Origin of the sequence: Larkinella insperata, from assembly GCF_026248825.1 — a bacterium.
Lineage (GTDB): Bacteria > Bacteroidota > Bacteroidia > Cytophagales > Spirosomataceae > Larkinella > Larkinella insperata.
Map to the genome: position 1 here is coordinate 3,648,896 of NZ_CP110973.1, position 25,041 is coordinate 3,673,936.

Annotated in this window: 17 protein-coding genes; 15 read left to right on the forward strand and 2 right to left on the reverse strand. The window is 55.4% G+C overall.

Annotated features, from left to right (window positions below; all coding sequences use genetic code 11):
• The first annotated feature begins 1 nt into the window (after position 1).
• From rhaM to OQ371_RS14645, 3 genes are all read left to right on the forward strand, one after another.
• Positions 2-316 (forward strand): L-rhamnose mutarotase, encoded by a 315-nt coding sequence (gene rhaM / locus OQ371_RS14635; protein ID WP_265988782.1) that lies wholly within the window; start codon positions 2-4, stop codon positions 314-316.
• A 233-nt stretch (positions 317-549) separates the two neighbouring features.
• Positions 550-3,942 (forward strand): SusC/RagA family TonB-linked outer membrane protein, encoded by a 3,393-nt coding sequence (locus tag OQ371_RS14640; RefSeq protein ID WP_265988783.1) that lies wholly within the window; start codon positions 550-552, stop codon positions 3,940-3,942.
• Positions 3,943-3,980: 38 nt separating this feature from the next.
• The gene (locus OQ371_RS14645; RefSeq protein WP_265988785.1) at positions 3,981-5,663 is read left to right on the forward strand and encodes a SusD/RagB family nutrient-binding outer membrane lipoprotein; all 1,683 of its coding nucleotides are present in this window, start codon (positions 3,981-3,983) and stop codon (positions 5,661-5,663) included.
• A 57-nt stretch (positions 5,664-5,720) separates the two neighbouring features.
• Here the strand turns inward: OQ371_RS14645 and OQ371_RS14650 are convergent, their stop codons facing one another.
• Together OQ371_RS14650 and OQ371_RS14655 are read right to left on the reverse strand one after the other, a co-directional pair.
• Positions 5,721-6,497, reverse strand: a complete 777-nt coding sequence (locus OQ371_RS14650; RefSeq protein ID WP_265988786.1) for a LytR/AlgR family response regulator transcription factor — start codon at positions 6,495-6,497, stop codon at positions 5,721-5,723.
• Complete coding sequence (locus tag OQ371_RS14655; protein ID WP_265988787.1) at positions 6,469-7,674, reverse strand: sensor histidine kinase; 1,206 nt, start codon at positions 7,672-7,674, stop codon at positions 6,469-6,471. The genes OQ371_RS14650 and OQ371_RS14655 overlap by 29 nt, the downstream gene beginning before the upstream one ends.
• 297 nt (positions 7,675-7,971) lie before the next feature.
• On the opposite strand from OQ371_RS14655, the gene OQ371_RS14660 reads away from it, so the two are divergent.
• The 12 genes from OQ371_RS14660 to OQ371_RS14715 all read left to right on the forward strand — a co-directional run bounded on the left by OQ371_RS14660 (position 7,972) and on the right by OQ371_RS14715 (position 25,035).
• Entirely contained in the window at positions 7,972-8,523 is a 552-nt protein-coding gene (locus OQ371_RS14660) for a cupin domain-containing protein (RefSeq protein WP_265988789.1), read from the forward strand.
• A gap of 55 nt (positions 8,524-8,578) precedes the next feature.
• A complete protein-coding gene (locus tag OQ371_RS14665) occupies positions 8,579-10,090 on the forward strand; it encodes a PKD domain-containing protein (protein ID WP_265988790.1) in 1,512 nt (503 codons plus the stop codon).
• A gap of 16 nt (positions 10,091-10,106) precedes the next feature.
• Positions 10,107-10,889 (forward strand): carboxypeptidase-like regulatory domain-containing protein, encoded by a 783-nt coding sequence (locus tag OQ371_RS14670; RefSeq protein ID WP_265988791.1) that lies wholly within the window; start codon positions 10,107-10,109, stop codon positions 10,887-10,889.
• 221 nt (positions 10,890-11,110) lie between these two features.
• Positions 11,111-11,665 (forward strand): RNA polymerase sigma-70 factor, encoded by a 555-nt coding sequence (locus OQ371_RS14675; protein WP_265988792.1) that lies wholly within the window; start codon positions 11,111-11,113, stop codon positions 11,663-11,665.
• A gap of 11 nt (positions 11,666-11,676) precedes the next feature.
• Entirely contained in the window at positions 11,677-12,687 is a 1,011-nt protein-coding gene (locus OQ371_RS14680) for a FecR family protein (protein ID WP_265988793.1), read from the forward strand.
• 23 nt (positions 12,688-12,710) lie between these two features.
• A complete protein-coding gene (locus OQ371_RS14685; protein ID WP_265988794.1) occupies positions 12,711-16,013 on the forward strand; it encodes a TonB-dependent receptor in 3,303 nt (1,100 codons plus the stop codon).
• A gap of 30 nt (positions 16,014-16,043) precedes the next feature.
• Positions 16,044-17,654 carry a RagB/SusD family nutrient uptake outer membrane protein gene (locus OQ371_RS14690; RefSeq protein ID WP_265988795.1) on the forward strand — a complete coding sequence of 537 codons (1,611 nt, stop codon included), beginning with the start codon at positions 16,044-16,046 and terminating at the stop codon, positions 17,652-17,654.
• 114 nt (positions 17,655-17,768) lie between these two features.
• Positions 17,769-18,848: a glycoside hydrolase family protein gene (locus OQ371_RS14695; RefSeq protein WP_265988796.1), complete on the forward strand. Its 1,080-nt coding sequence runs from the start codon at positions 17,769-17,771 to the stop codon at positions 18,846-18,848.
• 32 nt (positions 18,849-18,880) lie between these two features.
• On the forward strand, positions 18,881-20,482 hold the full coding sequence (locus OQ371_RS14700; RefSeq protein ID WP_265988797.1) for an MGH1-like glycoside hydrolase domain-containing protein: 1,602 nt from the start codon (positions 18,881-18,883) through the stop codon (positions 20,480-20,482).
• A 56-nt stretch (positions 20,483-20,538) separates the two neighbouring features.
• Complete coding sequence (locus OQ371_RS14705) at positions 20,539-22,548, forward strand: beta-L-arabinofuranosidase domain-containing protein (protein WP_310586578.1); 2,010 nt, start codon at positions 20,539-20,541, stop codon at positions 22,546-22,548.
• A gap of 80 nt (positions 22,549-22,628) precedes the next feature.
• Entirely contained in the window at positions 22,629-24,662 is a 2,034-nt protein-coding gene (locus OQ371_RS14710) for a beta-L-arabinofuranosidase domain-containing protein (RefSeq protein WP_265988799.1), read from the forward strand.
• A 25-nt stretch (positions 24,663-24,687) separates the two neighbouring features.
• Positions 24,688-25,035 carry a cupin domain-containing protein gene (locus OQ371_RS14715; RefSeq protein WP_265988800.1) on the forward strand — a complete coding sequence of 116 codons (348 nt, stop codon included), beginning with the start codon at positions 24,688-24,690 and terminating at the stop codon, positions 25,033-25,035.
• Positions 25,036-25,041: the final 6 nt, after the last annotated feature.

Consider the following 25,041-nt stretch of genomic DNA (forward strand, 5'->3'; position numbering starts at 1 on the left):
AATGCAGGAAATTGCTTTTACGATGCAGCTCAAACCCGGTGTGGAAGCCGAGTACCAACGCCGTCACGACGAAATCTGGCCGGAACTGTCGCAGGCGCTGACCGAAGCGGGCATCCGGGATTACTCCATCTTTCTCGACCGGTCGAGCGGTACCCTGTTTGCCGTGCAGAAGCGGGAAGACAACCACACCGCCGATCAGTTGCCGGGTCGGGCGATTATGAAAAAATGGTGGGCGTACATGGCCGATTTGATGGACACAAACGCCGACAATTCACCGGTAGCCAAGCCGTTGGAGCGGGTGTTCCATATGGAGTAACCATGCGGAGATTTATTGGTGAAAAAAGCAGAAAGACTGGTCGGAAGGCTAGTCTTTTTTTGTGCGCTGGGCGTACTAGGGAAGCGGCTGACAGTCAGGTCTTAAAAAAGAAAATATAGCGTGCTAATTTTTAAAATTATTGAAAAAGTATTTATACATTACCCCTTATGTCACAGTGAAGTGACCAAACCCCTTTTTCGGCCTATTTAAAGAAACATTTACTAAACCCTTTTATGAGAAAACCTTTCCGATTCCACCACAAACTGGTGGGCCTGGCGGTGCTGTGCGCTGTTTTGGGCGCAATCTCCCCGAGTTTGGCCCAAACCATTAAAGTCAGCGGTAAAGTCCAGTCCGCAACCGACAAATCCGATCTGGTCGGAATTTCCATTGTCGTTAAAGGTACCAACAACGGCACCACCTCCAACGCAACCGGCGAGTACACCATCAACGCCCCCGCCAACGGCACGCTGGTTTTTTCATTCATCGGGTTCGCCAAACAGGAAATTCCGGTCAACAACCGCAGCCTCATCGACGTAACGCTCCAGGAAGACAACCAGCAACTGAACGAGGTGGTGGTGACGGCCCTCGGCGTGAAGCGGGAGAAAAAGCAGTTAGGCTATACGGTGTCGGAAATTTCCGGTTCCAAAATGGCAACCACCAACGAACTCAGCCCCATCAGTGCCTTACAAGGCCGGATTCCAGGGGTGCAGATTGACCAGGGCGCGGGTGGTTTGATGGGCAACACCAAAATTCTGATTCGGGGGAATTCAACCTTGTCGCCCAACAACCAGCCGATTTTTGTGGTCGATGGCGTCATTCTGGACAACGACATCTACGACGAAAGCGGACGGGATTTCGGCAATGCGCTCAAAAACCTGAACATGGAGGATTTTGAGAGCGTTTCGGTCCTGAAAGGTTCAGCCGCTGCGGCCCTGTACGGCACCCGCGCCATCAACGGCGTTATTCTGGTGACCACCAAAAAAGGAACCGCGCGCAAGGGCATCGGCGTCAGCGTTTCGCAGACCTTCAACATGCAGCAACCCTACCGGGGGCCGGATTTTCAGAACGATTACGGCGGTGGAACCGTCGGCGCTTTTTTCACCGATACGCGGGAGCCGAACTACAAACCCGATGAAAGCTGGACCACCAAGGTTTTTCCGACCAACAGCGAAGGCAAACCTTACATTGACCGGCAGATTGGCCGGGAGCTGGAAAACTGGGGGCCGCGTTTTGCCGGGCAGCAGGTGGTCGATTACGACGGCAAGATGACAACCTACCAGGCGTACCCGAATAATTACCTCGATGCCTTTCAGACCGGGCTCGGCAGCCTGTCAAACGTGGCCATCGACGGCGGGGGAGAGCGCTCAACGTTTCGTTTTTCGTATAACCGGGTGAAAAGCCGGGGCATCAACTTTAAAAACGAGCTGAGCAAAAATGCCTTCAACCTGCGCGTTACCCAGAACCTGAACAAGTTTCTGGTGGCAGACGTAACGGCCGATTACACCACCAGCACCGGCAGCAACCCGCCCACCCTGGGCCTGAACAACTACATCTGGACGTTTCCGCGCAATTACGACACTAAGTATTGGATGAAGCGGGAAAACTACATCGCCTACAACGGCGGTTTGCGCAACCCCAACGACCCGAACGAACCCAACAAAGTGCCCGGGGCCGATTACTGGTTTACTATTTTTGAGAACGATTACATCCAGACGGAGCAGATGGTTCGGGGGCGGGTAGCCCTGACCGGAACCGTAACGGACTGGCTGAAGCTTCAGATTGAGGGGAACTTTAACAACCTATATACCAAGAATGAAACCAAGGAAATGGGTCAGGGCGTCAACTTCACGGGCGGCAAATACGGGTTGGGACACTCCACCCGGCAGGCTACGTTCATGAAATGGATGGCCATTTTCAACAGGCCGATCACCAAGGACCTCGACTTCAACGGTTACCTCGGCGGGGAGTCTCAGAATTACAACCTGTCGTACAACTACTCCGAAACCAACGGCGGGCTGACCTACCCCGGCAACTTTTTCCTGGCGAACTCGATCCTGCCCCAGATTTCCCGGGGCGGTATCCGCACCCGGCGCGCGTACCGGTCTCTGTACGCCAGCGCCGATTTTGGGTACAAAGATCAACTCTTCTTACAGGCCACATTCCGCAACGACTGGTCGTCGGCGCTAACCTACAAAGACGGCAGCGGCAACAATTCCTACAGTTATCCGTCGGTCAGCCTTTCGTGGGTATTCTCGCAGGCGTTTCATTCCTCGCTGCCATCCTGGATCAGTTACGGGAAACTGCGGGGGAACCTGGCCGTGCTGGGGGGCGATATTGACCCGTTTGTACTTAACCCGGGTTTTGCGTTTCGGGATTATACCAATGCGGGCGGGGCCGGACAGCAGCCAATGTCTACCTACAGTTCGGCCACGACTTTGCAGCAGAACATCAAGCCGCTGCGGAAAATTGCCAAGGAGATCGGGCTGGAGCTGAAGGTCCTCAACAACCGGCTCGGTATTGATGTGTCGGTGTACCGCGACAACTCCCGCAACCAGCCCCTGCCCATCTCGTCGGCCATCGAAACCGGCGTCAGCAGCATCCTGATCAACGCCGGAAACATCCAGAATACCGGTATCGAAATTGCCCTGGATGCAACACCGCTCAAAATCGGCGCTTTTAGCTGGAACACGATGGTGTCGTTTTCCCACAACCGCAACAAGATCGTTGAACTGTACGGCGACCGGGAATACTACGCGCTGGCCGACGAATCGGGCGGGAGCAACGACCTGATTCCGTACGCGAAAGTGGGCGGTACCTACGGCGTAGTCCGGACGAAAATTGCCGCCAGCCGCTTTCAGGGGGCCGACGCCAACGATCCCCGCAACGGGCTGCCCATTCTGACCTGGCGGGGTGATGCCCGGGCGGCTTTCCCGGCGCGCAGCAACGAGTGGAAGGATGTAGGCGACATCAACGCCAAATTCCGGGGTGGCTGGGACAATACCTTTACGTTTAAGAAACTTTCCCTCAATGTGCTGTTCGACGCCAAAATCGGCGGGGACATGATCATTACCTCGTTGCGCTACGGAACCCACACCGGCGTGTTTACCAGCTCGCTGCAGGGCCGCGACGCCGAACGGGGAGGCATTGTCTGGACCAGCAAGTACGATAACAAAACCTACGACGACGGCATCATTCCCGAAGGGGTTTTTGCGCCCGGCCAGACCATTACCCAGCCGGACGGTTCGGCGGCCAACGTGGGCGGGATGACGTTTCAGGAAGCCTACGACAAAGGACTGGTGGAACCGACGCACCGACCGCAGTATAATTACCGCTACGGTTCTTTCTCGACCGCCGTGGGCGATTACTGGATCGCCGAAAACTCCTGGGTTTCGCTGCGGCAGGTGTCGCTGACGTTCCAGGTTCCGCAGAATATTGTGCAGAAAGTGAAGCTCAACGGGTTGTCGATCAGTGTAGTAGGGCGTGATCTGCTGTATCTGTACAACACGCTGCCGCTCAATTTCAATCCGGCATCCAACTATTCCAACAGCACCGCCGTGCAGAAGGAAATCGGCTTTATCCCGCCCATGACCCGGACGCTGGGCGTCACGCTGCGGGGTTCCTTCTAATCGTCACACTGCTTATTGAACGTCTTAACGATCTGACCATGAACAAGCTTTTAAAATGGAGTTGGGCGGTGGCGATGGCTTCCGGCCTTTTAATGACTACGTCCTGCAAGGAAGATTTTGGAAATATCAATACCGACCCGAGTATCGTAACTGTACCGGAACCGAAATACCTGTTTACTTTTTCGCTGGAAAACCTGGTGTCGTACAAGGGAACCGAATGGGTGTGGGAAAGTCTGGAGCAAACCCTGCGGTTTTCGCAGCACCTGACCACCGATCCCTACGAACTTTCGACCAACATCAACGCCCGGTATTCGGCTTATTTCGGCAACGTTCTGCCCAATCTGGTGGAAATCCGGAAGCAGATCGATGCCAAAGCCGACAAGGAACGGTTTCAGAAGATGCGGGCGGCCACTTACGTGGTGGCGGTTTATCAGGGTCTGCAGGTGACCGATCTGAACGGTTCTATACCGTATACTGAGGCCATTCAGGGGCGGTCGGTCGAAAACTTCCGCCCGGTATACGATTCCCAGAAAACCCTGTTCGACACCTGGCTGACGGAGTTGACCGAGTCCATCACGACGCTCTCGGCCAATCTGGAAAGCCAGGAAAGCTACGGAAATGCGGATATTTTTTACCACGGCGACTGGACGAAGTGGGTCAAGCTGGCTAACACGCTGAAGCTCCGGATTGCGCTGCGGTATGAAGGGCAGGATAAAGCCAGAACCGGGCAGATTTTCAAGGAAGTCATGCAGGACGCAATCGGCCCGATCGTGGAAGATGCCGATCAGTTCGCCTACATCGACCCGGATTACGACCCCGTTGGGGGCGCGGTCGATTACCGCAGCACGCGCTACGCCACCAATTCGATTGTCACGTTTTTGAAGGCTACCAACGACCCGCGGCTGAAAATCTACTTCACGCCCAATGACCTGACGGCCAGCGCGCTGGATACCATCAAAAAATATAACCTCACCCTGCCGTCGTTTATTAAGCTCAACGATCCGCTGATTCGCTACCAGGGCGGCCCCGCTGACTGGACTACCAATCAGGCCGTGGCGCAGTATTACAAAAACCCGTTCAACGCCGGAACCAACAAGTACATTCTGATGTCGGCCATCAACCGCCCGTTTTTCGCGCCCCGCCGGAATGGAGCCACCGGTACGTTCCACGATTACATGGTGACCAGCGCGGAAACTTGTTTTTACATCGCCGAGATGATTACCAAAGGCTACGCAGCCGGTGTCGACACGAAGGGAACGGCGGAATTCTGGTACAACAAAGGCATCACCTCCTCGATGAAAACCATGAACGCCATCGCCGTGGCCGCCCAATCGACCACCGGCCTGACCAGCGCGGCCGATCAGGAAATTGCGGCTTACCTGGCCCAACCCAAAGTGAAGCTGGACGGTACCAACAACCTGGAACGGATTTACATCCAGCAGTACCTGAGTTTCATGCGGCAGCCGACGGAAGCGTTTACGTTTGTCCGGCGCACCGGTTACCCCAAAAACAACTCGACGTATTACCCCCGCGATCCGTTCAATGAGCTGATTCCGCGCCGGTTCTGGGTGGACGAACCCCCGCTAGGCACCAACAACGAAAACTGGCAGAAGGCCCAGCAGGACCAGGGTTTTACGCCCAACGACCGGACCCCGCAGACCCTGAGCATCCAACGACTCTGGTTTGATAAAAACAATCCGGCTTTCGGACAGGGAAATTAACGACCCACTGGCAATGAAAAAGGGATTCCGGTAACCGGAATCCCTTTTTTGTTACGTCTACGTCACCCGCGTATAAAACGCCTTCAGGTTATCGCGGTAGCTCCGGCTCCACTTCAGTTGCTGCCCCGTGCGAAGCCGAACTATGTATTCACCGTTGAAATGGGTTTCGATTTCGGCAATGTAATCCAGATTGACGATATGCGACCGGTGTATTCGGACGAATACCGAAGGGTCGAGCCGGGTTTCCAGATTGGTCAGGCTTTCGTAAATCAGGTAATTTTTCTCCTCGGTATGCAGCGTAATGTAGTTGCCATCCGCGTCAAAATAGAGAATGTCATCGGTATTGACCAGGCTCATTTTGCCGGTTTCCTTCACCAGAATCCGGCGCAGATGGGCGTCGTCCGATCGGGCGGCATCATCGCGCAATAGTTGCCCCATCAGCGCATCGACCTGGGGCTGAGCACGCTGGGTCAGCCGTTCTTTTGCCCGGTTGAGGGCCTGGTAAAACCGGATTTCGTTGAACGGTTTCAGCAGGTAATCAACGGCATTCACGTCAAAAGCCCGCAGGGCGTACTGATCATAAGCGGTCGTGAAGACCACCATCGGCTGGTGGTGCGCCCAAATTTCCTTCATCACCTCAAAGCCGTCGAGTTCGGGCATTTGAATGTCCAGAAAAATCAGATCCGGCTTTTGCTGAAGAATTTTCAGCACCGCTTCGGTGCCGTTGGCGGCTTCGCCGACCACCTCAAAATCCGGAACGGTTTGCAGCAGGGTGCGAATGGCCTGTCGGGCCAGAATTTCATCGTCAATGATGAGCGAGCGGTATGGGTTCATCGGTTTTCGTTGTTGTTACTGAATGAGCAAGACAGGGAAGGGTCAGGGCAACGGTAGTGCCGTTGCCGGGCGGCTGCACGAACGTCAGCCGGGCCCGTTCGCCGTAGGCTTGTTGCAGCCGGGCGCGGGTGTTGTTTAGGCCCAGCCCGTTGGTGTCCGGCCGTTTCTTTTTGGGCTGGCTGCCCACGCCGTTGTCAAAGACTTCGAGCAGCAGGCAATCGTCAACCCGGCGGGCGGCAATCCGGATGCGGGCGCCATCGGTCCGGTCGGCAATGCCGTGCGTGACGGCATTCTCCACCAGCGGCTGCAAAATCAACTGCGGCACCGGGCTGTCTTCGGCGCGCGGGTCGATGTCGTACTCAATCGCCAACCGGTCCTGAAACCGGATTTGCTGAATGGTCAGGTATTGCTGCGTGAGTTTCAGTTCTTCGCGCAGGCTAATGAAGTTGTCGCCCTGGTGCGCCAGAACGCCCCGCAGCAAATTGCTCAGGGCCGTCACCATGTCGATGGCCCGCCGGTTGTCGTGCTGCAACAGCAGGCTCACGATGGCGTGGTGCGTATTGAACAGAAAGTGCGGATTCAACTGCATTTTCAGGGCCCGAAGCTGGGCGTCGGTCAGTTGCGCTTTGAGCTGTGAGTTGGTCAGTTCGGCCGTCAAATGCTGCTTTTCGAGTTGTTGGTACCGATTATCATACAGCAAAATGGTGTACAGTACCAGCACCAGCAGGTAGAGGGTTGTTCCCCAACTGTATTCTTCGACAAACCAATCCAGGATGCTGTTCAAAGGTAATGTTCTGCCCGTTTCCCAGTGATAGAGCGGTTTGATAAACACGTATTCGACCGACCGCAGCAGGAACGTCAGGGCCGAAAAAGCCAGCAAGTGAATCAAAACCGTCCCGATTAGTCGCCAGCGAACCGTTCGGACATTTACTGGAAACCGCTGGGCGGTGTAGAGCAGGAAGGGCGTGAGGAGCATCCAGAGCACCCAGTGCAGCCCCCACTGCACCCAACCTGTGTACAACATTTCGTAAGGGTTGACCGCCATTCGGAGCGCGAACTCAATCAGGGTGATGCCAGCCTGGAAGATCCAGAATAAGATAATGTAGGGCCAGATCCGTTGGAATGACCAGGGCAGACCCGACGTCTGGTCAATTCGGTTGAGCTTAAATCGGTTCATCAGGGCCATTCCGGATAGTGGTTATAAAAATACGGTGCCGAAAAGGCGTAGTCCAGGTGTTTTCTTTGAACCGACCCAAAATCGGGTTGAAATGCGGTATAAGTGGTTTAATCCCGAATACGCAAAGCCGTTTCGGCAGGCTATAAGCCCGTTTTACCTCCGTTTAATTTTTCGAACGCGCCAGGGGGCAGAATAAATAATTCCCGTGGCGCTTCGCATAAGGGCGGTTTCGCTTCGTAACGGCTGAGGGTAGCTTTGAAGTCTGTAAACAACATCCTTCATGCTTTCAGAGCCCTCATGGCCTACGCAAACAAAGTGATCACCAACGCAAAAACCGGTCAAATCATCCGGTTTGTCAAAACCGCCAGAGACACCGACGGGCAGTTGCTCGAGATGGTGGCTACCTTCAAGGAACACGGCCTTGAGCCGGTCGCACATTACCATCCGCACCAGGTCGAAGATTTCCGGATTATAGCGGGCGAACTGGCCGTCCGCATCAACGGCCAGGTGGAAGTTTTCCGGCCGGGCGACCGGTTTCACGTTGCAAAAAATACCGTCCATTCGATGTGGAATCCGACCGGTCAACCCACCGTTGCCACCTGGCAGGTTCGGCCCGCCCTGGAAACGGAATATTTTCTGGAAACCACCACCGGCCTGGCCAACGACGACAAAACCGACGCCGACGGGGTTCCGTCGGTGCTACAGATTTCCCTGCTAATGACCCGGTATGCCCGCGTGTTTCGACTCTCCAAACCGGGCAGGGCCGTTCAGAAAATCGTGTTTTCGCTGCTGGCACCGCTCGCCTGTGTGCTCGGCTACAAATCAATTTATCTCCAGTACCTGGACTGAAAACCTGCCGGTCCGGATTTTTTACCTCAAACAGTAACAACAAATCAAACTTCAAATGCGAATCAACAGAATTCTGGTCGTCATGACGGCCACTACCTTGCTGCTATCGGGTTGTAAGAAAGACACCGAACCCTCGCCTGACAAAGATCCTGATCCAACTCAAAATCCAACTTCCAGTACGCTCGTGGCCGAAGCCGGGGCTGATCAGGCGGTACAACTGGGGGCCACTGTAACGCTGGACGGCAGCGGCTCCAAAGATAGCGGGAATAAAACGCTGACCTACCAGTGGGCCATTACCCAGAAACCGGCCTCCAGCACCGTAACCCTCAGCACGGCCACTGCGGTGAAGACGACGTTTGTGCCCGACAAGGCCGGCGATTACGAAATAGAACTGACGATATCAAACGGCAAAGCCAATCAGAAAGATAAAGTGAAGGTGACTGTAACGCCCATTCCGACGCAGGCTAAATTGCTGGATGAAGTGATTTCGGCGAAAACCGTGCTGGAAGATCGCGTCCCGGACCCCGCTTTGCCCGACTACATTGTGGATAAACGGCTGGTGGTTCAGGCCGAATTGGCGATTAATCCCGGCGTGACGATTGCGTTTGCCCGTGATGCGCAGTTTAACGTAACGAACACCGGCGGCATTCTGGTGGCAAAAGGCGAAGCGGCTAAGAGAATCCGGTTTATTGGTAAAGAAGCCACGAAAGGATTCTGGCAGGGCCTGTGGATCACGTCGGAAAGCAGCGGTAACGTCCTGGAAAATGTCGATATTTTGCACGGCGGGGGCCGGGTGGTCTACATGTCGGCGATGGCCGGGCTGACCTTGAGCGGAAAAGCGCAACTCAATCTGAAAAATACGCTGATCAGCGAGTCCGACGGGTACGGTCTGCACGCGGCTGACGGTACGGTTCTGCGCGAGTTCGTGGCTAACAAGTTCAGCAACAACACCGAATCGGGGGTGTTTGTATCGGCCGACAACGTCAAAGCCCTGGATGCGGCTTCGGTGTACACCGCGGGAAATGGCCGGAATCTGGTCGAAATTCTGAAATCCAACCTGTCCCCAACCACGAAAGAAATTGTCTGGAAGGCCCTGGACGACCAAACGCCGTATCTGCTCCAGAACAGCGTCACGGTGCAGTCCGAACTGCGCTTAGAGCCGGGCGTTGTCCTGAAAACAAGCCGGAATGTCATCATCGCTGTTGACTCAAAAGGGTCACTTTCAGCGGTAGGTACCCCCGAAAAACGCATCAAAATTGGCGGTCTGGAAGCCGAAGCCGGTTACTGGCGAGGCTTACACTACAGTTGGTCGGCCAGTGCTAAAAATCGGCTGGAATACGTCGACCTCACTGACGGCGGCAGTTCGGCGTCGGTTTCTGGGGTAAAATCCAACCTGGCTGTCAGTGGTTCAACGACGTTGATTTCTGTTAAGAACTGTGCGATCAGCCGCAGCGCCGGATACGGAATATTTGTGACCTACGAGGCTCGTAATCAGTTGAGTAAGGATGCCGAGTCGGTGAACAAGTTTGAGGACAATACCCAGGGCACAATTCTGATCGGAAACTAAACCGGCACGACTGACCATGAATACCATACTTTCGAAAACCGTCAACGGCCTTTCATTGGCCTTCGCCCTGAATGGATTGCTGATGTTGGCAGGGTGCTCCAAATCCGGCGCCGACGAGCCCCACCCGACAGAACAATCCGCCGGTTACCTCGCGGGCCGGGTGACCGATTCGCAGGGCAAGCCCTTGCCGGGCGTGGCTATTCTGGCGGATAATCTCCTGTTTTACAACAGCTACGTGGAAACCAGCAGCGATGCCAAGGGCAACTACCGAGTTAAAATGCCCACGGGGAGTTACCGGGCGCTGGCCCAAATCAAACGGACCTACAACGGGAAAAAATATACCCTTTACCTAACCCCGGACAATACGGCGGCTTTTGCCGGGGACGAAGGAGCCGTCCGGAATTTTCAGTGGAATCTGACCGGGGAGCATCCGGATCAGGCGGGTCTGTTCTACGGGGGCGACGTGACGCTCGATAAAGACATCATGAGCGAGCTTTACGATGTCGAAAACATCGAGTTTACCTTTACCCCGGTGGGGCCGCTCATCGACGGTTCGGCCGGGTCAACGCTGAAGCTGAAATCCGGTGAGCCGCACAGCGAATTCTACGGCCGGATTCCGGATGTACCCATTGGCCGCTATAGAATTACGGCGGTTCACAAGCCGACGGGAACGGTGGTGATGGTGAAAAATAAAAACGGAACCTACGCGGCCGACGGGTCCGTCACGCTGGATTTCTACGGCGAAACGAGTCCCTGGTCCTGCACCCATTGTATGATACTGGAATACAAGGAACGGTAACCAACGGCCGTACACTTCGTCGGTTTTTGTTAAAAAATACGCCGGACCCTGGCGGGCAAACAGCATAGCGTTTGCCCACCAGGGTCCGGTTTTTGTTTTACAGGAAATGTAAATAATCTTATTTGGTCCGAATTTTTAGGATTTTTAAATGAATTTCAAAAACTATTTAGGGGTTTTAGGGGGCTAATTTGACTATACAGAAAAGCCGATAACCCATCTCGATGAATGCTGGCCGAACCGACGAAGAGTTAGTAGATGCGCTCCAGGAAAGCAACGCCCGGGCGTTCGGGGAAATATACAACCGGTATTGGTACAAACTCTTCTGCATCGCTTACCACGAAACCGGTAGCCGGGAAGACGCCGAGGAACTGGTGCACGACCTGTTCGAGAGCCTCTGGAACAAACGGCAGCAGGCCGTCATCCGGCACCTGAGTTCGTACCTGGTGGTGTCCATCAAACACCTGTCAACCAACTACATCAAGTCGAAAATTACGCGCCGTCGGTACCAGGAGTACCTGATTCTGCACGAACTCCGGCAGGCCGAAGTCACCGACGAAACCGTCAACTTCTCGGATTTATCGAAAGCCATTGAGGAAGTGATGAAGAAGCTCCCCGAAAAAACCTGCGAAGTCTTTACGCTCAGCCGGTTTGAAAACCAGCCCGTCAAAGACATTGCCCGGCGGCTCAACCTCTCGGAAAAAGCCGTTGAATACCACATTACCAAGTCGTTGAAAGTGTTGCAGGAGCAACTGAAAGCCTACCATTCTGATAATTGATCCGGGTCCAGATGAACCAGTACGATTTCGATAAACTGATAGAAAAATACCTGGCGGGGCAGTGCAGTCCGGAAGAGGAGGAATGGATGCGCGAGTGGTCGGAAAGGCAACTCGGGCAAACCAGCCTGAGCTTTAGCGAGGACGAGAAAAAGGTCGTCGGGAAGCAAATCTGGAAACGCGTTCATGGCCACACGCTGGGTCGGCGGCCGTTTGTAGTCCGCTACGGCTGGCTGGGTCTGAGCGCGGCCGCTGCGGTGCTGCTGACGCTGGCCGGTCTGTGGTTCGGGCAACCACTGGCCTTGATGAAGCGAACCGTAGCCGACCAGCACACCGTTTCGCCCGGCACCGTCGAGGTTAACAACACCTCCGGCAAGCCGCAGAAAATCACGCTGAAAGATGGAAGCTGGGTGGTGCTCCAGCCCAACAGCCGCATCAGCTATCCCGAACAGTTTGGCGAGAAAACCCGCCAGTTGACCCTGCGCGGGGAAGCGTTTTTTGATGTCAAGAAAGACCCGGCGCGGCCCTTCATTGTCAAAACCGGTGAGCTGGTGACGCAGGTGCTGGGCACGAGTTTTACGATCAAATCCTACGACGAAGCCAAAGCCATTGAAGTGGCGGTCTTGCGCGGGCGGGTGTCGGTTTACGAAACGGCGGGCAAATCGCCCGGCAGCCGCAACGGTGTCATTCTGGTGCCCAACCACAAAATCACCTTCGACAAAACCTCCCAGACGCTGACGCCGAGCCTGGTCGAAGCGCCCCGCATCGTCCATCCGCCCGAAACCCGCACCAGCTTTGTGTTTACGAATAAGACCATCTCCGAGGTATTTTCGGCACTGGGCGATGCGTACGGAATTGACTTCATCGTGGAAAATCAAACGGTGAACAACTGCGTTTTCAACGGCGATTTAAACGATCTGCCGCTTTATACCCAACTCGATCTGATCTGTAAGTCGGTAAACGCGACCTACGAACGGCGGGGCACCACGCTCTTTATTCACGGCGAAGGCTGTGCTGATTTTTGACTATTCCTGACCCCTTACCTTTTATGACAAAACGTATCTACCTGAAAAAGATGCTGTTCAAAGCGACGCGAACCACCGTCGTCCAGCTTCTGCTCTTCGCGACTTTGTACGGACTCTCGTTTGGCCGTACCACCCACGCCCAGGAACTGCTGAACCGGGAAATTTCCCTCAAGATGGAGGCCGTGGAAGTTTGGAAAGTACTGAAGCGGATTGAAAATCAGGCGAATGTAAAGTTTGTCTACAGCACCAAAAGCATCCAGGCCGAGCAGAAAACCTCGGTTAACGTGGCCAACGGGAAACTGTCGAAAGTGCTGGACGATCTGCTGAGTCCGCTCGATGTGTCCTACGAAGTGGTCGGTTCGCGAATTTTACTGCGGAAAAAAGCGCCCGAATCGTTGGCGCTGCCTGTGATCAATACCGCAGCGGTGGAAAAAGCCGTCGACCAAACCGTAACGGGAACCGTCAAAGACGAAAAGGGCGACGGACTGCCGGGCGTAACGGTGCTGATCAAAGGCACCACGCGGGGCACCACCACCGACGCCAACGGCCGCTACAACCTCAGCGTACCCGACGCGTCGACCACCCTTATTTTTTCTTTCGTTGGCTACGTGGCGCAGGAAATCGTGGTCGGCAGTCAGTCTACGATTGGGGTGAGTCTGGTGCCGGAAAACAAAGCCCTGGCCGAAGTGGTCGTGGTGGGCTACGGCACCCAGAAACGGGAACAGATCACCACGGCCATTGCCAGCGTGAAAGCCGAGGATTTTGTGAAGGGACCGGTGCAGGATGCCGCCCAGCTGATTCGCGGGAAAGTGGCCGGTTTGAGCGTCATTACGCCGGACGGCAACCCCACGTCCACCTCCCAGATTACGCTCCGGGGCAACGCGACCATCAACGCCAGCTCGTCGCCCCTGATCCTGATCGACGGCGTACCGGGCGCCCTGAACACCGTGGCCCCGGAAGACATTGAGTCGATTGATGTGCTGAAAGATGGTTCGGCGGCCGCCATCTACGGAACGCGCGGCACCAACGGCGTTATTCTGATCACGACCCGGAAAGTGAAAGGCGAAACCCCGGCCACGGTCGAAATCAATTCCTATTTCACAACACAGCGTCAGACCCGGCGGCTCGATTTCATGAACGCCGACCAATACCGGCAACTGGTGGCGCAGGGCAAACCCGGTGCGACGGACTACGGCGCGAACACCGACTGGATGAAAGCCGTCACCCAGACGCCCCTGTCGCAGGTGCACAACATCAGCTTACGGGGCGGTTCGCGGACGACGAATTACATCGTGAGCATGGAATACCGGGACCTGAACGGGGTGATGAAGAAGTCGGACAACGCGGTTTTGTATCCCCGGCTGGAGGTCAACCACACGATGTTCAACGGGATTCTGAAATTCAACGCCAATGTAAGCGGATACCAGCAGAAGCACTTCGCCGTTGATGGGCAACCCTATTCGGGACTTGTTTATCGCAACGCGCTGACGTTTAACCCAACGGAGCCTTTTAAAGACGCTAACGGAAAGTGGACCGAACGGCCCGACAAAACCGACTACATGAACCCCCTGGCGTTGCTGGAAGAAACCCGGGGCGAAAACCGCAACAACAACTTCCGGACCTATGGAACGGTTTCACTGGCACCCATCAACAATTTGGAAATCAGGGCGCTGTTCTCGCGGGATTTGTACAACAGCACGCGCGGGTACTACGAAACGAAAAACCATTACTCCACCGTCCGCAGCGGCCGCAACGGGTTTGCGTCGCGCGGCACCACCCGCTCGCAGGAAGACCTGTTTGAGCTGACGGCCAACTACGACAAAACCATCGGCGACCATAATTTCACGGTGTTGGGCGGCTACACCTGGCGCAAATACAACATCGAGGACTACTGGATGCAAAACTGGGATTTCCCGACCGACAACTTTTCCTACAACAACATCGGCGCAGGGCTGGCCCTGAAGCGGGGACAGGCTCCCGAAAGTTCGTCGCAGTCGGAAAATAAACTGCTTGGTTACTTTTTCCGGATTAATTACAGCCTGAATAACAAGTATTTGCTGATGGCCAGTATTCGGCACGAAGGGTCGTCGCGGTTCGGGGCCAACCACAAATACGGAAGCTTTCCGGCGGTTTCAGCGGGCTGGAACATTCAGAAAGAAGACTTCATGCAGGGATTTCGGGCGTTGTCGGCGCTGAAACTGCGGGCGGGTTTCGGCGTGACCGGCACCGAACCGGGTAGTTCGTACATTTCCCTGAACAAGATCAACTTCAATACGTACACGCTCGTCAACGGGCAGTGGGTGCAGGCCATCAACTACTCGAACAACGCCAACCCCGACTTGCGCTGGGAGCGGAAGGAAGAAATAAACGTCGGGCTGGACTACGGTTTCCTGAACGACCGCATCTCGGGTTCGATTGATTACTACCAACGCACCACCCGCGACCTGATTGCCAACTTTCCGGTGCCGACGCCCCCGTACCTGTACAACACCATCACGGCCAACGCGGCTTCCATGCAAAACAAAGGCGTTGAAATTCAGCTCAATGTGGTGCCGGTCCGGACGACGGATTTTGAGTGGGTGACCTCGGCCAACTTCTCGACCAACGCCAACAAAATCCTGTCGCTCTCCAACGACAAGTTTGCCCTGGCCAGCGGCTATTTCGATACCGGCAACACCGGCGAACCCATCCAGCAGACCACGCACCGCGTGCAGGTGGGCCAGCCCATCGGTAATTTCTGGGGCTTCAAAACCGTCGACATCGACGAAACCGGCCACTGGATTATTGAAGGCAAAGACGGCAAACCCAAACCCATTGCCCAGCAGCAGGCCGATGATAAGCAGATTATTGGCAACGGACTGCCCAAACGGTATCTGAACTGGAACAACACGGTTTCCTACAAAAACTTCGATTTGAACGTGACGATGCGCGGGGCCTTCGGTTTTCAGATTCTGAACATGACCGAGATGTTCTGGAGCGCCCCGGTGATGCTGACGCGCGGCAACCTGCGGACGAATGCCTACGACCCGATTTACGGCAAACGCCCGCTGGCCGACGACCAGTCGCTGAATTATGTGAGCTATTACATCGAAAACGGCAATTACTGGAAGATCGACAACGTGACCCTGGGCTACAACCTGAAGCTGAAAAGCAAGTACGTGAAGCGCGGACGGGTGTACCTCTCGACGGCCAACCTGTACACGATTACGGGCTACAAAGGCATCGATCCGGAAGTAAGCATCGGCGGTCTGGCGCCGGGCGTTGATGATAAAAACCGGTACCCGGCCACGACCAGCTACACGGCGGGCTTTACCCTGACATTCTGATCCCGTAACCCGTTTCTAACGACTGTCTCTATGAAACCCATCAAACTATACCTGTCAACGCTCTGCCTGCTCGGCTTCACGCTGTCGTCCTGCAACAACGACCTGACGGAGAAGATTTATTCCGAAGTCACCGAAGATTCGTACGCCTTTACGGAAGCCTACAAAGCCATCGGCGTCGCCTACGCCAACATGCGTTCTTTGATCTCGCACACCCATTACTACATGGCGCAGGAATCGACCGCCGACGGGATTGTGATGCCCGCCAACGCGTCGGGCTGGGACGATGGCGGTATTTACAAACGGATGCACCTGCACACCTGGAACTCCGAAAATCCGCAGATCAACAACATGTGGAACACGTTTTACACGGGGGTCATCAACGCCAACCGGGTCATCGACCAGCTTACCACCGGCAAAGTGCCGCCCCCGGCCGGGGTGACCAAAGAGGCCCTGATTGCCGAAACGCGGGCCATTCGGGCGTTTTTTTACTGGATGATTTGCGACAACTTCGGGGATGCCCCGCTGCTGACTGACCGCTCGGAGGAACTCCAGGCCAAAACGCCCCGGAAAGAAATCTATCAGTATGTGGTCAAGGAACTGACGGAGGCCATCCCGGCCCTGAGCGAAGAACGCAGCACGCTGACCTACGGGCGGTTTAACAAGTGGGCGGCCAAAACGCTGCTGGCAAACGTCTACCTGAACGCCGAGGTGTATGCGGGCGAAGCCAAATGGCAGGAATGCCTGACCGAGTGCAACGATGTGATTGCATCCGGAAAATACCAGTTGGAAACTTCAAGTAAAGCTCCGTTTCGGACCGAAAACCAGAACTCGCCGGAAATTGTGTTTGCCATTCCGTTCGACGAAAACCTGGCGGGTGGGTTCAACGTGGAGATGTTTTCCTGGCACGCTTCGCTGAAGAACAAATTCAACATGCTGGATACACCCTGGGGGGCGGGTTCGGCCAAGGGCGTTCCGCAATTCATCGACACCTACGACCCGGCCGACGAACGGCTGGGGGCTACCTGGATGATCGGCCCGCAGTTTGCCGCCGACGGCGTGACGCCCCTGAAAGGTTCGTACGATCAGGCCGGTAAAAACGTGGTGCTGACCAAAGACCTGCCCGACGGGTTGTATACCGGTGAAGCGGAAGGCTACCGGATGAATAAATTCGAGGTGAAAAACGGCGCACTCGCCAGCTTGGGCAACGACTTTCCGTTTTTCCGGTACGCGCAGGTCCTGATGATGAAAGCCGAATGCCTGGTCCGAACCGGCAAAAGCAACGAAGCGGCCCCGCTGGTGTCGCAGGTCCGGGCGCGGGCGTTTACGGCCAATCCGGCTAAAGCCGCCGTAACCGGTGCTGATCTGGAGAAAAACAGTAGTTACAAATATGGTTATGTCGAAAACTACAAGTTGGTAGATCCGGGCAACAGCGCCCCGGTTAAATTTGGCCGGATGCTCGACGAACTGGGCTGGGAGTTTGCCTGGGAGGGGTTTCGGCGTCGGGACATGATCCGCTTCGGGACCTACACCACCAAAAGCTGGCTTTCCCACAAACCCAACGGCGAGCATCGAACGGTTTTTCCGCTGCCGCAGATTGCCATCAATTCCAACCCCAACCTGGTGCAAAATTCGGGCTATTAACCAGCAGGCATTTCTTATTTTTACCCGTTTGACAAGGATCAATAGCCCCGGCTGAACCCGGGCTCTTCCAAGATCAGCGTTTTTTAACTTGATTGGTAACGTTATTCCGCCGAGATGAAGGTTCTTATTGCCAGCTACGTATTCCTGCTCATTCGTGTGACGGTCTGGGCGCAACCGGTCTCTCCGGCCAGAACGGTTTCCCCGGAGAAGATGCGGGAAGTGTATGAACAGGTCAAAACACCGTACAAATACGGGATTGTGCTGCCCCAGCCCGACAAAGGTCGCATGGTCGACAGTCCGACGATCTTCCGGAAGGGTGAGACCTGGTGCATGACTTACATCATTTTCGACGGCAAAGGCTACGAAACCTGGCTGGCTCAGAGCGCCGATCTGCTGCATTGGACCAAGCAGGGACGGTTGATGTCGTTTACCGACAACACCTGGGACGCCACCCAAAAAGCGGGCTACGTCGCGCTGGTGAATACCGACTGGGGCGGTTCCTACGAAGTAGAGAAGTTTCAGGATAAATACTGGCTATCCTACCTGGGCGGGTCCGAAAAAGGCTACGAAGCGGGGCGGCTGGGCATCGGCATGGCTTCAACAACGGACCTGAGCCAACCCAAGGAAGTTACGCGGTTGCCCAAACCGGTGCTGTCGGCGGTCGACAAGGATGCGCGCTGGTACGACAACAAAACCATCTACAAAAGTCTGGTGATACGCGACAGGGAAAAGAAAACCGGCTATCCGTTCGTGATGTATTACAACGCCAAGGGCGAAAAACCGGATGCCGAAGGCAAGGGGTTTGAAAACATCGCGATGGCCGTTTCCAACGACATGACCCACTGGAAACGGCACGGCCGGGAGCCGCTGATTACCCGAAAAACCGGCATTTGTGGCGATGCCCAGATCACGAAGATCGGCGACGTGTACGTGATGTTTTACTTCGGCGCGTTCTGGAAACCGGGGGCCTTTGAGCGGTTTGCCTGTTCGTACGACCTCGTCAACTGGACCGACTGGTCCGGCGACGACCTGATTGCGCCCTCCGAATCGTACGACAAAACGTACGCCCACAAACCCTGGGTGATCAAGTGGAAGGGCGTGGTGTACCATTTCTACAATGCGGTGGGCGATCAGGGGCGCGTCATTGCCGTGGCAACGTCCAAAGACCTGGGCAAAAGTTCGGTGGGGCAGTAAACCGCCGAAGACCGTTTGAATCCGATTCGAAAATGAAAAAAGTATTTCCCCGGTATTTCGTTTTTCTCCTTCTCTGGCTGCTGGCCGGTTCGGGCAAGGCGCAGGATTTCGTGCTCAAAACCGCGGCTTTCAAACCGTACGTAACGGCCTTCAACGAAAACGACGAGGAGCTTTACAAGCAACTGATTCCGAACGACAAAGCCTGGGAGTTTCTGGCTGCGAACGTTCCGCTGTTTGAATGCCCGGACAAGCAACTGGAGCAAACCTATTATTTCCGCTGGTGGACGTTTCGGAAACACCTCAAACAGACGCCCGCCGGTTACATCGTCACCGAATTTCTGCCGGATGTGGGCTGGGCCGGGAAGTATAATTCCATCAACTGTCCGGCGGGTCATCATTTCTACGAAGGGCGCTGGCTGCGCGATGGTCATTACCTGAAAGACTACGCTCGGTTCTGGTTTCGGGGCGGGGCAAGTCCGCGTTCCTACAGTTCCTGGGCCGCCGATGCCATCAGCGCCTTTGGGAAAGTCCATCCCGACAAGGCGTTTCTGACCGACTTGCTGCCCGATCTGGTGACGGATTTTCGGGAGTGGGAGAAAAGCAGGCTCGACTCGACCGGCCTGTTCTGGCAAACTGACAACCGCGACGGTATGGAAGTTTCCGTCGCGGGGCTGCTGGGCCAAGAAAATCAAGGGTACCGGGCCACCATCAACAGTTACATGTTTGGCAACGCTAAAGCGCTGGTGACCATTGCCGAAATGGCGGGCAACAAAACCGTTGCGGACGAGTACACGAAAAAAGCCGCCACCATTCGGCGGCAGATTCTAACCCGGCTGTGGGACGAAAAGGCGAAATTTTTCAAGGTTATTCCGCGCGGAACCGGCTCGCTGACCCGCGCCGACGTTCGCGAGCTGCACGGCTTTACGCCCTGGTACTTTTCAATTCCCGACGAAAAACACGCCATTGCCTGGGCGCAACTGACCGACGAACGGGGCTTCTGGGCACCCTACGGGCCGACATCCACCGAGCAGCGGCATCCCGGTTTTCGGATCGCGTACGAAGGGCACGAGTGCCAGTGGAACGGTCCGAGCTGGCCTTTTTCCACGACCATTACGCTGACGGCACTGGCCAATTTATTGAACGATTGCAACCAGAACGTCATGAGCAAGCGCGATTTCTGGAACCTGCTGACGGCCTACAGCCGCTCGCAGCAGCGGATTCTGGAAAACGGGGAACGTGTCCCGTGGATTGACGAAAACCTGAATCCGTACACCGGCGACTGGATTTCCCGGACGCGTTTATCGACGATGGAAAACGGAAGCTGGTCGACGAAAAAAGGGGGGCGGGAGCGCGGCAAAGACTACAACCATTCGGCGTTTTGTGATCACATTATTTCCGGTCTGATCGGTATTCGGCCCAGCCACGGTAAGGCGTTGGTGATTAATCCGCTTTTACCGGAAAACACCTGGGACTACTTTTGCCTGGACCGGGTACCGTACCACGGGAAGACGCTCACGGTTTTGTACGATAAAACCGGAGACAAGTACGGAAAAGGCCGTGGACTTCGAATTTTTGTCGATGGAGTAGAAAAAGCGTCGGCGGCCACCTTACAACGTATCACGGTATCCATCTGAACCCAGTTAGTCGGTTTGGTGAGCCGAACCCAAAAATCTTTTAATTCGCAATGCACATGAAAATTAGCTTTTCGATGCTCCTGCTGGGCCTGACGCTGACGGCGACGGGGCAGCCGAAAAAAACACCGGCCACCAGCTACCAGGCGGCCCGCGCCCCGCTGCGCCCGAACGCGTATCAGGAATTGCCGCTCGGGGCCATTAAGCCGCAGGGCTGGCTCCGGGAAATGCTGGTCCGGCAGAAAACCGGCTCGACCGGCCAGCTGGACCGGCTGTATCCGCTGGTGATGAATGAGCGCAACGGCTGGCTCGGGGGCGACGGTGATCAGTGGGAGCGGGGGCCGTACTGGATCGACGGGCTGCTGCCACTAGCCTACATTCTGGACGACAACGAGTTGATTGCAAAGGCCAAGCCGTGGGTTGAATGGGCGCTCAAGAGCCAGCAGCCCGACGGGTATTTTGGCCCCTCGAAAGACTACGGACCTGAACCGGGTGTGCAGCGCGACAACAGCCGCGACTGGTGGCCCAAAATGGTGATGCTGAAAATTCTGAAGCAGTATTATTCAGCCACCGGCGATCAGCGGGTAATCCGCCTGATGACCAATTACTTCAAGTACCAATTGAAAGAATTGCCGCAGAAACCGCTCGACCACTGGACATTCTGGGCGCGCTACCGGGGCGGTGATAACCTGATGGTGGTTTACTGGCTCTACAACATCACCGGCGACAAATTTCTGCTCGATCTGGGCGATCTGATTCACAAACAGACTTTCGATTACACGAACGGTTTTCTGAACACCGATATGCTGTCCCGGGCCGGAAGCATTCACTGCGTCAACCTGGCGCAGGGCATCAAGGCACCGATTATTTATTACCAGCACCACCCGGAGCAGAAGTACCTGGACGCCGTGGACAAGGGCTTTGCCGACATCCGGAAATTTAACGGCATGGCGCACGGCTTGTACGGCGGTGACGAAGCCCTGCACGGCAACAACCCGACGCAGGGTTCGGAGCTGTGTTCGGCGGTGGAAATGATGTTTTCGCTGGAAAGTATGCTCGAAATCACCGGAAAAGTGGGCTTTGCCGATCACATCGAAAAAATTGCGTTCAACGCGCTGCCGGCCCAGGTGTCCGACGATTACATGACCCGCCAGTATTTCCAGCAGGCCAATCAGGTGATGGCTACCCGTCTGACGCGCAATTTCGACGTTAACCACAGCGGTACGGATTTGTGCTTTGGGTTGCTTTCGGGGTATCCGTGCTGCACTTCGAACATGCACCAGGGCTGGCCCAAATTCACGCAGAATTTGTGGTACGTAACCCCCGACAAGGGAATGGCGGCCCTGCTCTACGCGCCCAGTGAAGTAAAGGCGACCGTCGGCAGCGGCACGGAGGTTTCTTTCAGGGAGGAAACGAATTATCCTTTTGAAGAAACCGTCAAATTCACGCTGAACGCGCCCAAAACCGTATCCTTTCCGTTCCACCTGCGGGTGCCGCAGTGGTGCAGGAAAGCGTCGATCAAAATCAACGGGAAAGTCTGGCGGGAAGTCGAGGGCAATCAGGTGGTCAAAATCGATCGGGAGTGGAAATCGGGCGACGTGGTGGAACTGGACCTGCCGATGCACATCAAAAAAGACATCTGGTTTGAAAATTCGATGTCGGTGGAGCGCGGGCCAATCGTTTACGGGCTGAAAATCGGGGAGGAAAGCAAGCTGGTCAAAAACGACAAAGATCCGGTTGATTACGGGGCCTCCTACGTGGAAGTTCGGCCGACGACGCCCTGGAACTACGGGCTGATTCAGGTGCCGGATAACAAACTGGAAGAAAGCTACAAAGTGGAAAAGAAAGGCCCCGTTTCCCGGTATCCCTGGAACCCGGAAAGCGCGCCGATCCAGATTAAAACGCGGGCCAAACGGATTCCGTCCTGGGGTTTATACAACGAAATGACCGGTCAGATTCCGTACAGCATCACGTACAACCTGGAAACCGGCCCGGAAGAAGAAATTACGTTGATTCCGTACGGCTGCACCAGCCTGCGCATTTCCCAGTTTCCGGTTGTCAGAAAATAAAGAAGGATTATCCACACCATTTTTTCAAAAAACTCCACGGCAATAACGTGGTTCATCGGCAGTTTTTGCAATACGCATTTATGAAAAAGATCCTTTCCCTAACCCTGGCTGGTCTTTTTGTATCGGTTTCCGTAACAGCCCAATCGCCCAAACCCGTGCCCGAAAAATACCGGGAGTTGCCGCTCTCGGCCATCAAACCGACCGGCTGGCTGCGTAACCAGTTGCAGATCATGCGCAACGGCACCACCGGCCATCTCGACGAGGTGCACGCCAAAATCGGCAACGACAACGGCTGGCTGGGTGGCAAAGGCGATGCCTGGGAGGAAACACCCTACTGGCTCGACGGCGCGGTGCCGCTGGCGTACCTGCTGGACGACAAACCGTTGCAGCAGAAAGTCAAAAAATACATCGACTGGGTGATTGACAACCAGCGACCCTCCGGTTATTTTGGCGCGATTACCAAGGATGAGCGGGAGAAGAACATCAAAGTAGACGTGGCCAACTGCGCGTCGGGCGACGACTGGTGGCCCAAAATGGTGATGCTGAAAGTAGTTCAGCAGTATTATACGGCCACGAACGACCCGCGCGCGATCCCGTTCATGACGAAATATTTCAAGTACCAGTTGCAGGCGCTGAAAAGCTGCCCGGTGGGCAAGTGGACTGAGTGGGCTACCTCGCGCGGAACCGACAACGTGATGATGACGCAGTGGCTGTACGGCCTAACGGGCGACAAATCGCTGCTCGAACTGGCGGCCCTGATCGAGTCGCAGAGTTTTCCGTGGAGCGACTGGCTGGGCAACCGCGACTGGGTGATCGGCGCTGCCGCCCAGCAAAACGAAGACCACTGGATGCGCCGTCACGCTGTCAACGTCGGGATGGCCTTGAAAGCTCCGGCCATCAATTACCAGCGGACGGGCGACCCAAAGTACCTCAAATCGCTCAAAACCGGCTTCAACGACCTGATGACGCTGCACGGTTTGCCGATGGGCATTTTCTCCGGTGACGAAGACCTGCACGGCAACGACCCGACCCAGGGCGTGGAGCTTTGTACCATTGTGGAGTCGATGTATTCGCTGGAAAAAATCATCGGCATCACCGGCGATCCGCACTACATGGACGCCCTGGAACGCATGACGTTCAACGCCCTGCCGACGCAGACCACCGACGATTACAACGCCAAGCAGTATTTTCAGATTGCCAATCAGGTGCACGTCAAGCGGGGCGTTTTTAATTTCTCGTTACCATTTGGCCGGGAAATGAACAACGTGTTCGGGATGCGGAGCGGCTACACCTGCTGCCTCGCCAACATGCACCAGGGCTGGACGAAATTTGCCGCCCACCTGTGGTACGCCACCGGTACGCCGGGGCGGCCGGACAATGGCCTGGCGGCTCTGGCCTACAGCCCAAACAACGTCACGGCGAAAGTGGGCGCGAAGAACACCGAGGTAACCATTCGGGAAACGACCCGCTATCCGTTTGAGGAAGGTATTCAACTCGAATTGGCGACGGCTTCGAACGTGGCGTTTCCGTTGCATCTGCGCATCCCGTCGTGGTGCCGGAAAGCGACGGTGACCGTCAACGGGGAAAACGTGCAGACGCCCGAAGGGGGACAGGTCATTGTCTTGAACCGGACCTGGAAGAACGGCGATCGGGTAACGCTGACCTTTCCAATGGCCGTCAGTACCTCCAACTGGGGCCGTAATTCGCGGGCGGTGGAGCGCGGGCCGCTGGTGTACGCCCTGAAGCTGGAAGAAACCTGGGAAAAGGAAACCGAAAAAGACGAAGGTGATTACTTCAACGTGTTTCCGAAAGGCGATTGGAACTACGGTTTGATCGATAAAATTGTGAAAGACCCGGCAGCCAATCTGGACGTAAAAACCGTCAAACCCATTACCGACTCGTTTGTCTGGAACCTGCAAAATGCGCCCATCGAGATTCGGGCGTCGGCCAGGAAGATTCCCGGCTGGAAGATCGTCAACGACGTAGTGCCCCAGCCCGTCACGGATCGCAACGGCCATTTTGTGGGCAAGGTGGATGAGGAACTGGAGACGATTACGCTCGTGCCCTACGGTTGCACGAAGGTCCGGGTGGTGGCGTTTCCGGTGGTGAAGTAACGTCTAGTCTTAGTACTAACCCGCTATGAACAAACCGATTGGTAAGCAAACCGCCGACCATTATTCGTGGGGGAACCACTGCGATAGCTGGGTCCTGGCCGATACCGAAGGGCTTTCCGTGAAAGAAGAAAGCATGCCAGCCGCAACAAGAGAGCAGTTGCATTTTCATAGCCATGCTCAGCAATTTTTCTATATTCTGAGGGGAACGGCCACCTTTTACGTGGACACGGAGAAAATGGTTGTTGCGGCTCATCGGGGCATTTTGATCAATCCCCCAACGCAGCACTACATTGCCAACGAAACCGACGATCGGCTTGAGTTTCTGGTGATCTCGCAGCCGACAACGACGAATGACAGAACAACGGTTGGTTGAAGAATA

Bases quoted from the DNA above. Each gene is read 5' to 3' on its own strand.
- OQ371_RS14645 (WP_265988785.1), top strand. From the start codon at position 3,981: ATGAACAAGCTTTTAAAATGGAGTTGGGCGGTGGCGATGGCTTCCGGC.
- OQ371_RS14705 (WP_310586578.1), top strand. From the start codon at position 20,539: ATGAAAATTAGCTTTTCGATGCTCCTGCTGGGCCTGACGCTGACGGCG.
- OQ371_RS14680 (WP_265988793.1), top strand. From the start codon at position 11,677: ATGAACCAGTACGATTTCGATAAACTGATAGAAAAATACCTGGCGGGG.
- OQ371_RS14655 (WP_265988787.1), bottom strand. From the start codon at position 7,674: ATGAACCGATTTAAGCTCAACCGAATTGACCAGACGTCGGGTCTGCCC.
- OQ371_RS14710 (WP_265988799.1), top strand. From the start codon at position 22,629: ATGAAAAAGATCCTTTCCCTAACCCTGGCTGGTCTTTTTGTATCGGTT.
- OQ371_RS14715 (WP_265988800.1), top strand. From the start codon at position 24,688: ATGAACAAACCGATTGGTAAGCAAACCGCCGACCATTATTCGTGGGGG.
- OQ371_RS14650 (WP_265988786.1), bottom strand. From the start codon at position 6,497: ATGAACCCATACCGCTCGCTCATCATTGACGATGAAATTCTGGCCCGA.
- OQ371_RS14675 (WP_265988792.1), top strand. From the start codon at position 11,111: ATGAATGCTGGCCGAACCGACGAAGAGTTAGTAGATGCGCTCCAGGAA.
- OQ371_RS14695 (WP_265988796.1), top strand. From the start codon at position 17,769: ATGAAGGTTCTTATTGCCAGCTACGTATTCCTGCTCATTCGTGTGACG.
- OQ371_RS14665 (WP_265988790.1), top strand. From the start codon at position 8,579: ATGCGAATCAACAGAATTCTGGTCGTCATGACGGCCACTACCTTGCTG.
- OQ371_RS14685 (WP_265988794.1), top strand. From the start codon at position 12,711: ATGACAAAACGTATCTACCTGAAAAAGATGCTGTTCAAAGCGACGCGA.
- OQ371_RS14690 (WP_265988795.1), top strand. From the start codon at position 16,044: ATGAAACCCATCAAACTATACCTGTCAACGCTCTGCCTGCTCGGCTTC.
- rhaM (WP_265988782.1), top strand. From the start codon at position 2: ATGCAGGAAATTGCTTTTACGATGCAGCTCAAACCCGGTGTGGAAGCC.
- OQ371_RS14670 (WP_265988791.1), top strand. From the start codon at position 10,107: ATGAATACCATACTTTCGAAAACCGTCAACGGCCTTTCATTGGCCTTC.
- OQ371_RS14700 (WP_265988797.1), top strand. From the start codon at position 18,881: ATGAAAAAAGTATTTCCCCGGTATTTCGTTTTTCTCCTTCTCTGGCTG.
- OQ371_RS14640 (WP_265988783.1), top strand. From the start codon at position 550: ATGAGAAAACCTTTCCGATTCCACCACAAACTGGTGGGCCTGGCGGTG.
- OQ371_RS14660 (WP_265988789.1), top strand. From the start codon at position 7,972: ATGGCCTACGCAAACAAAGTGATCACCAACGCAAAAACCGGTCAAATC.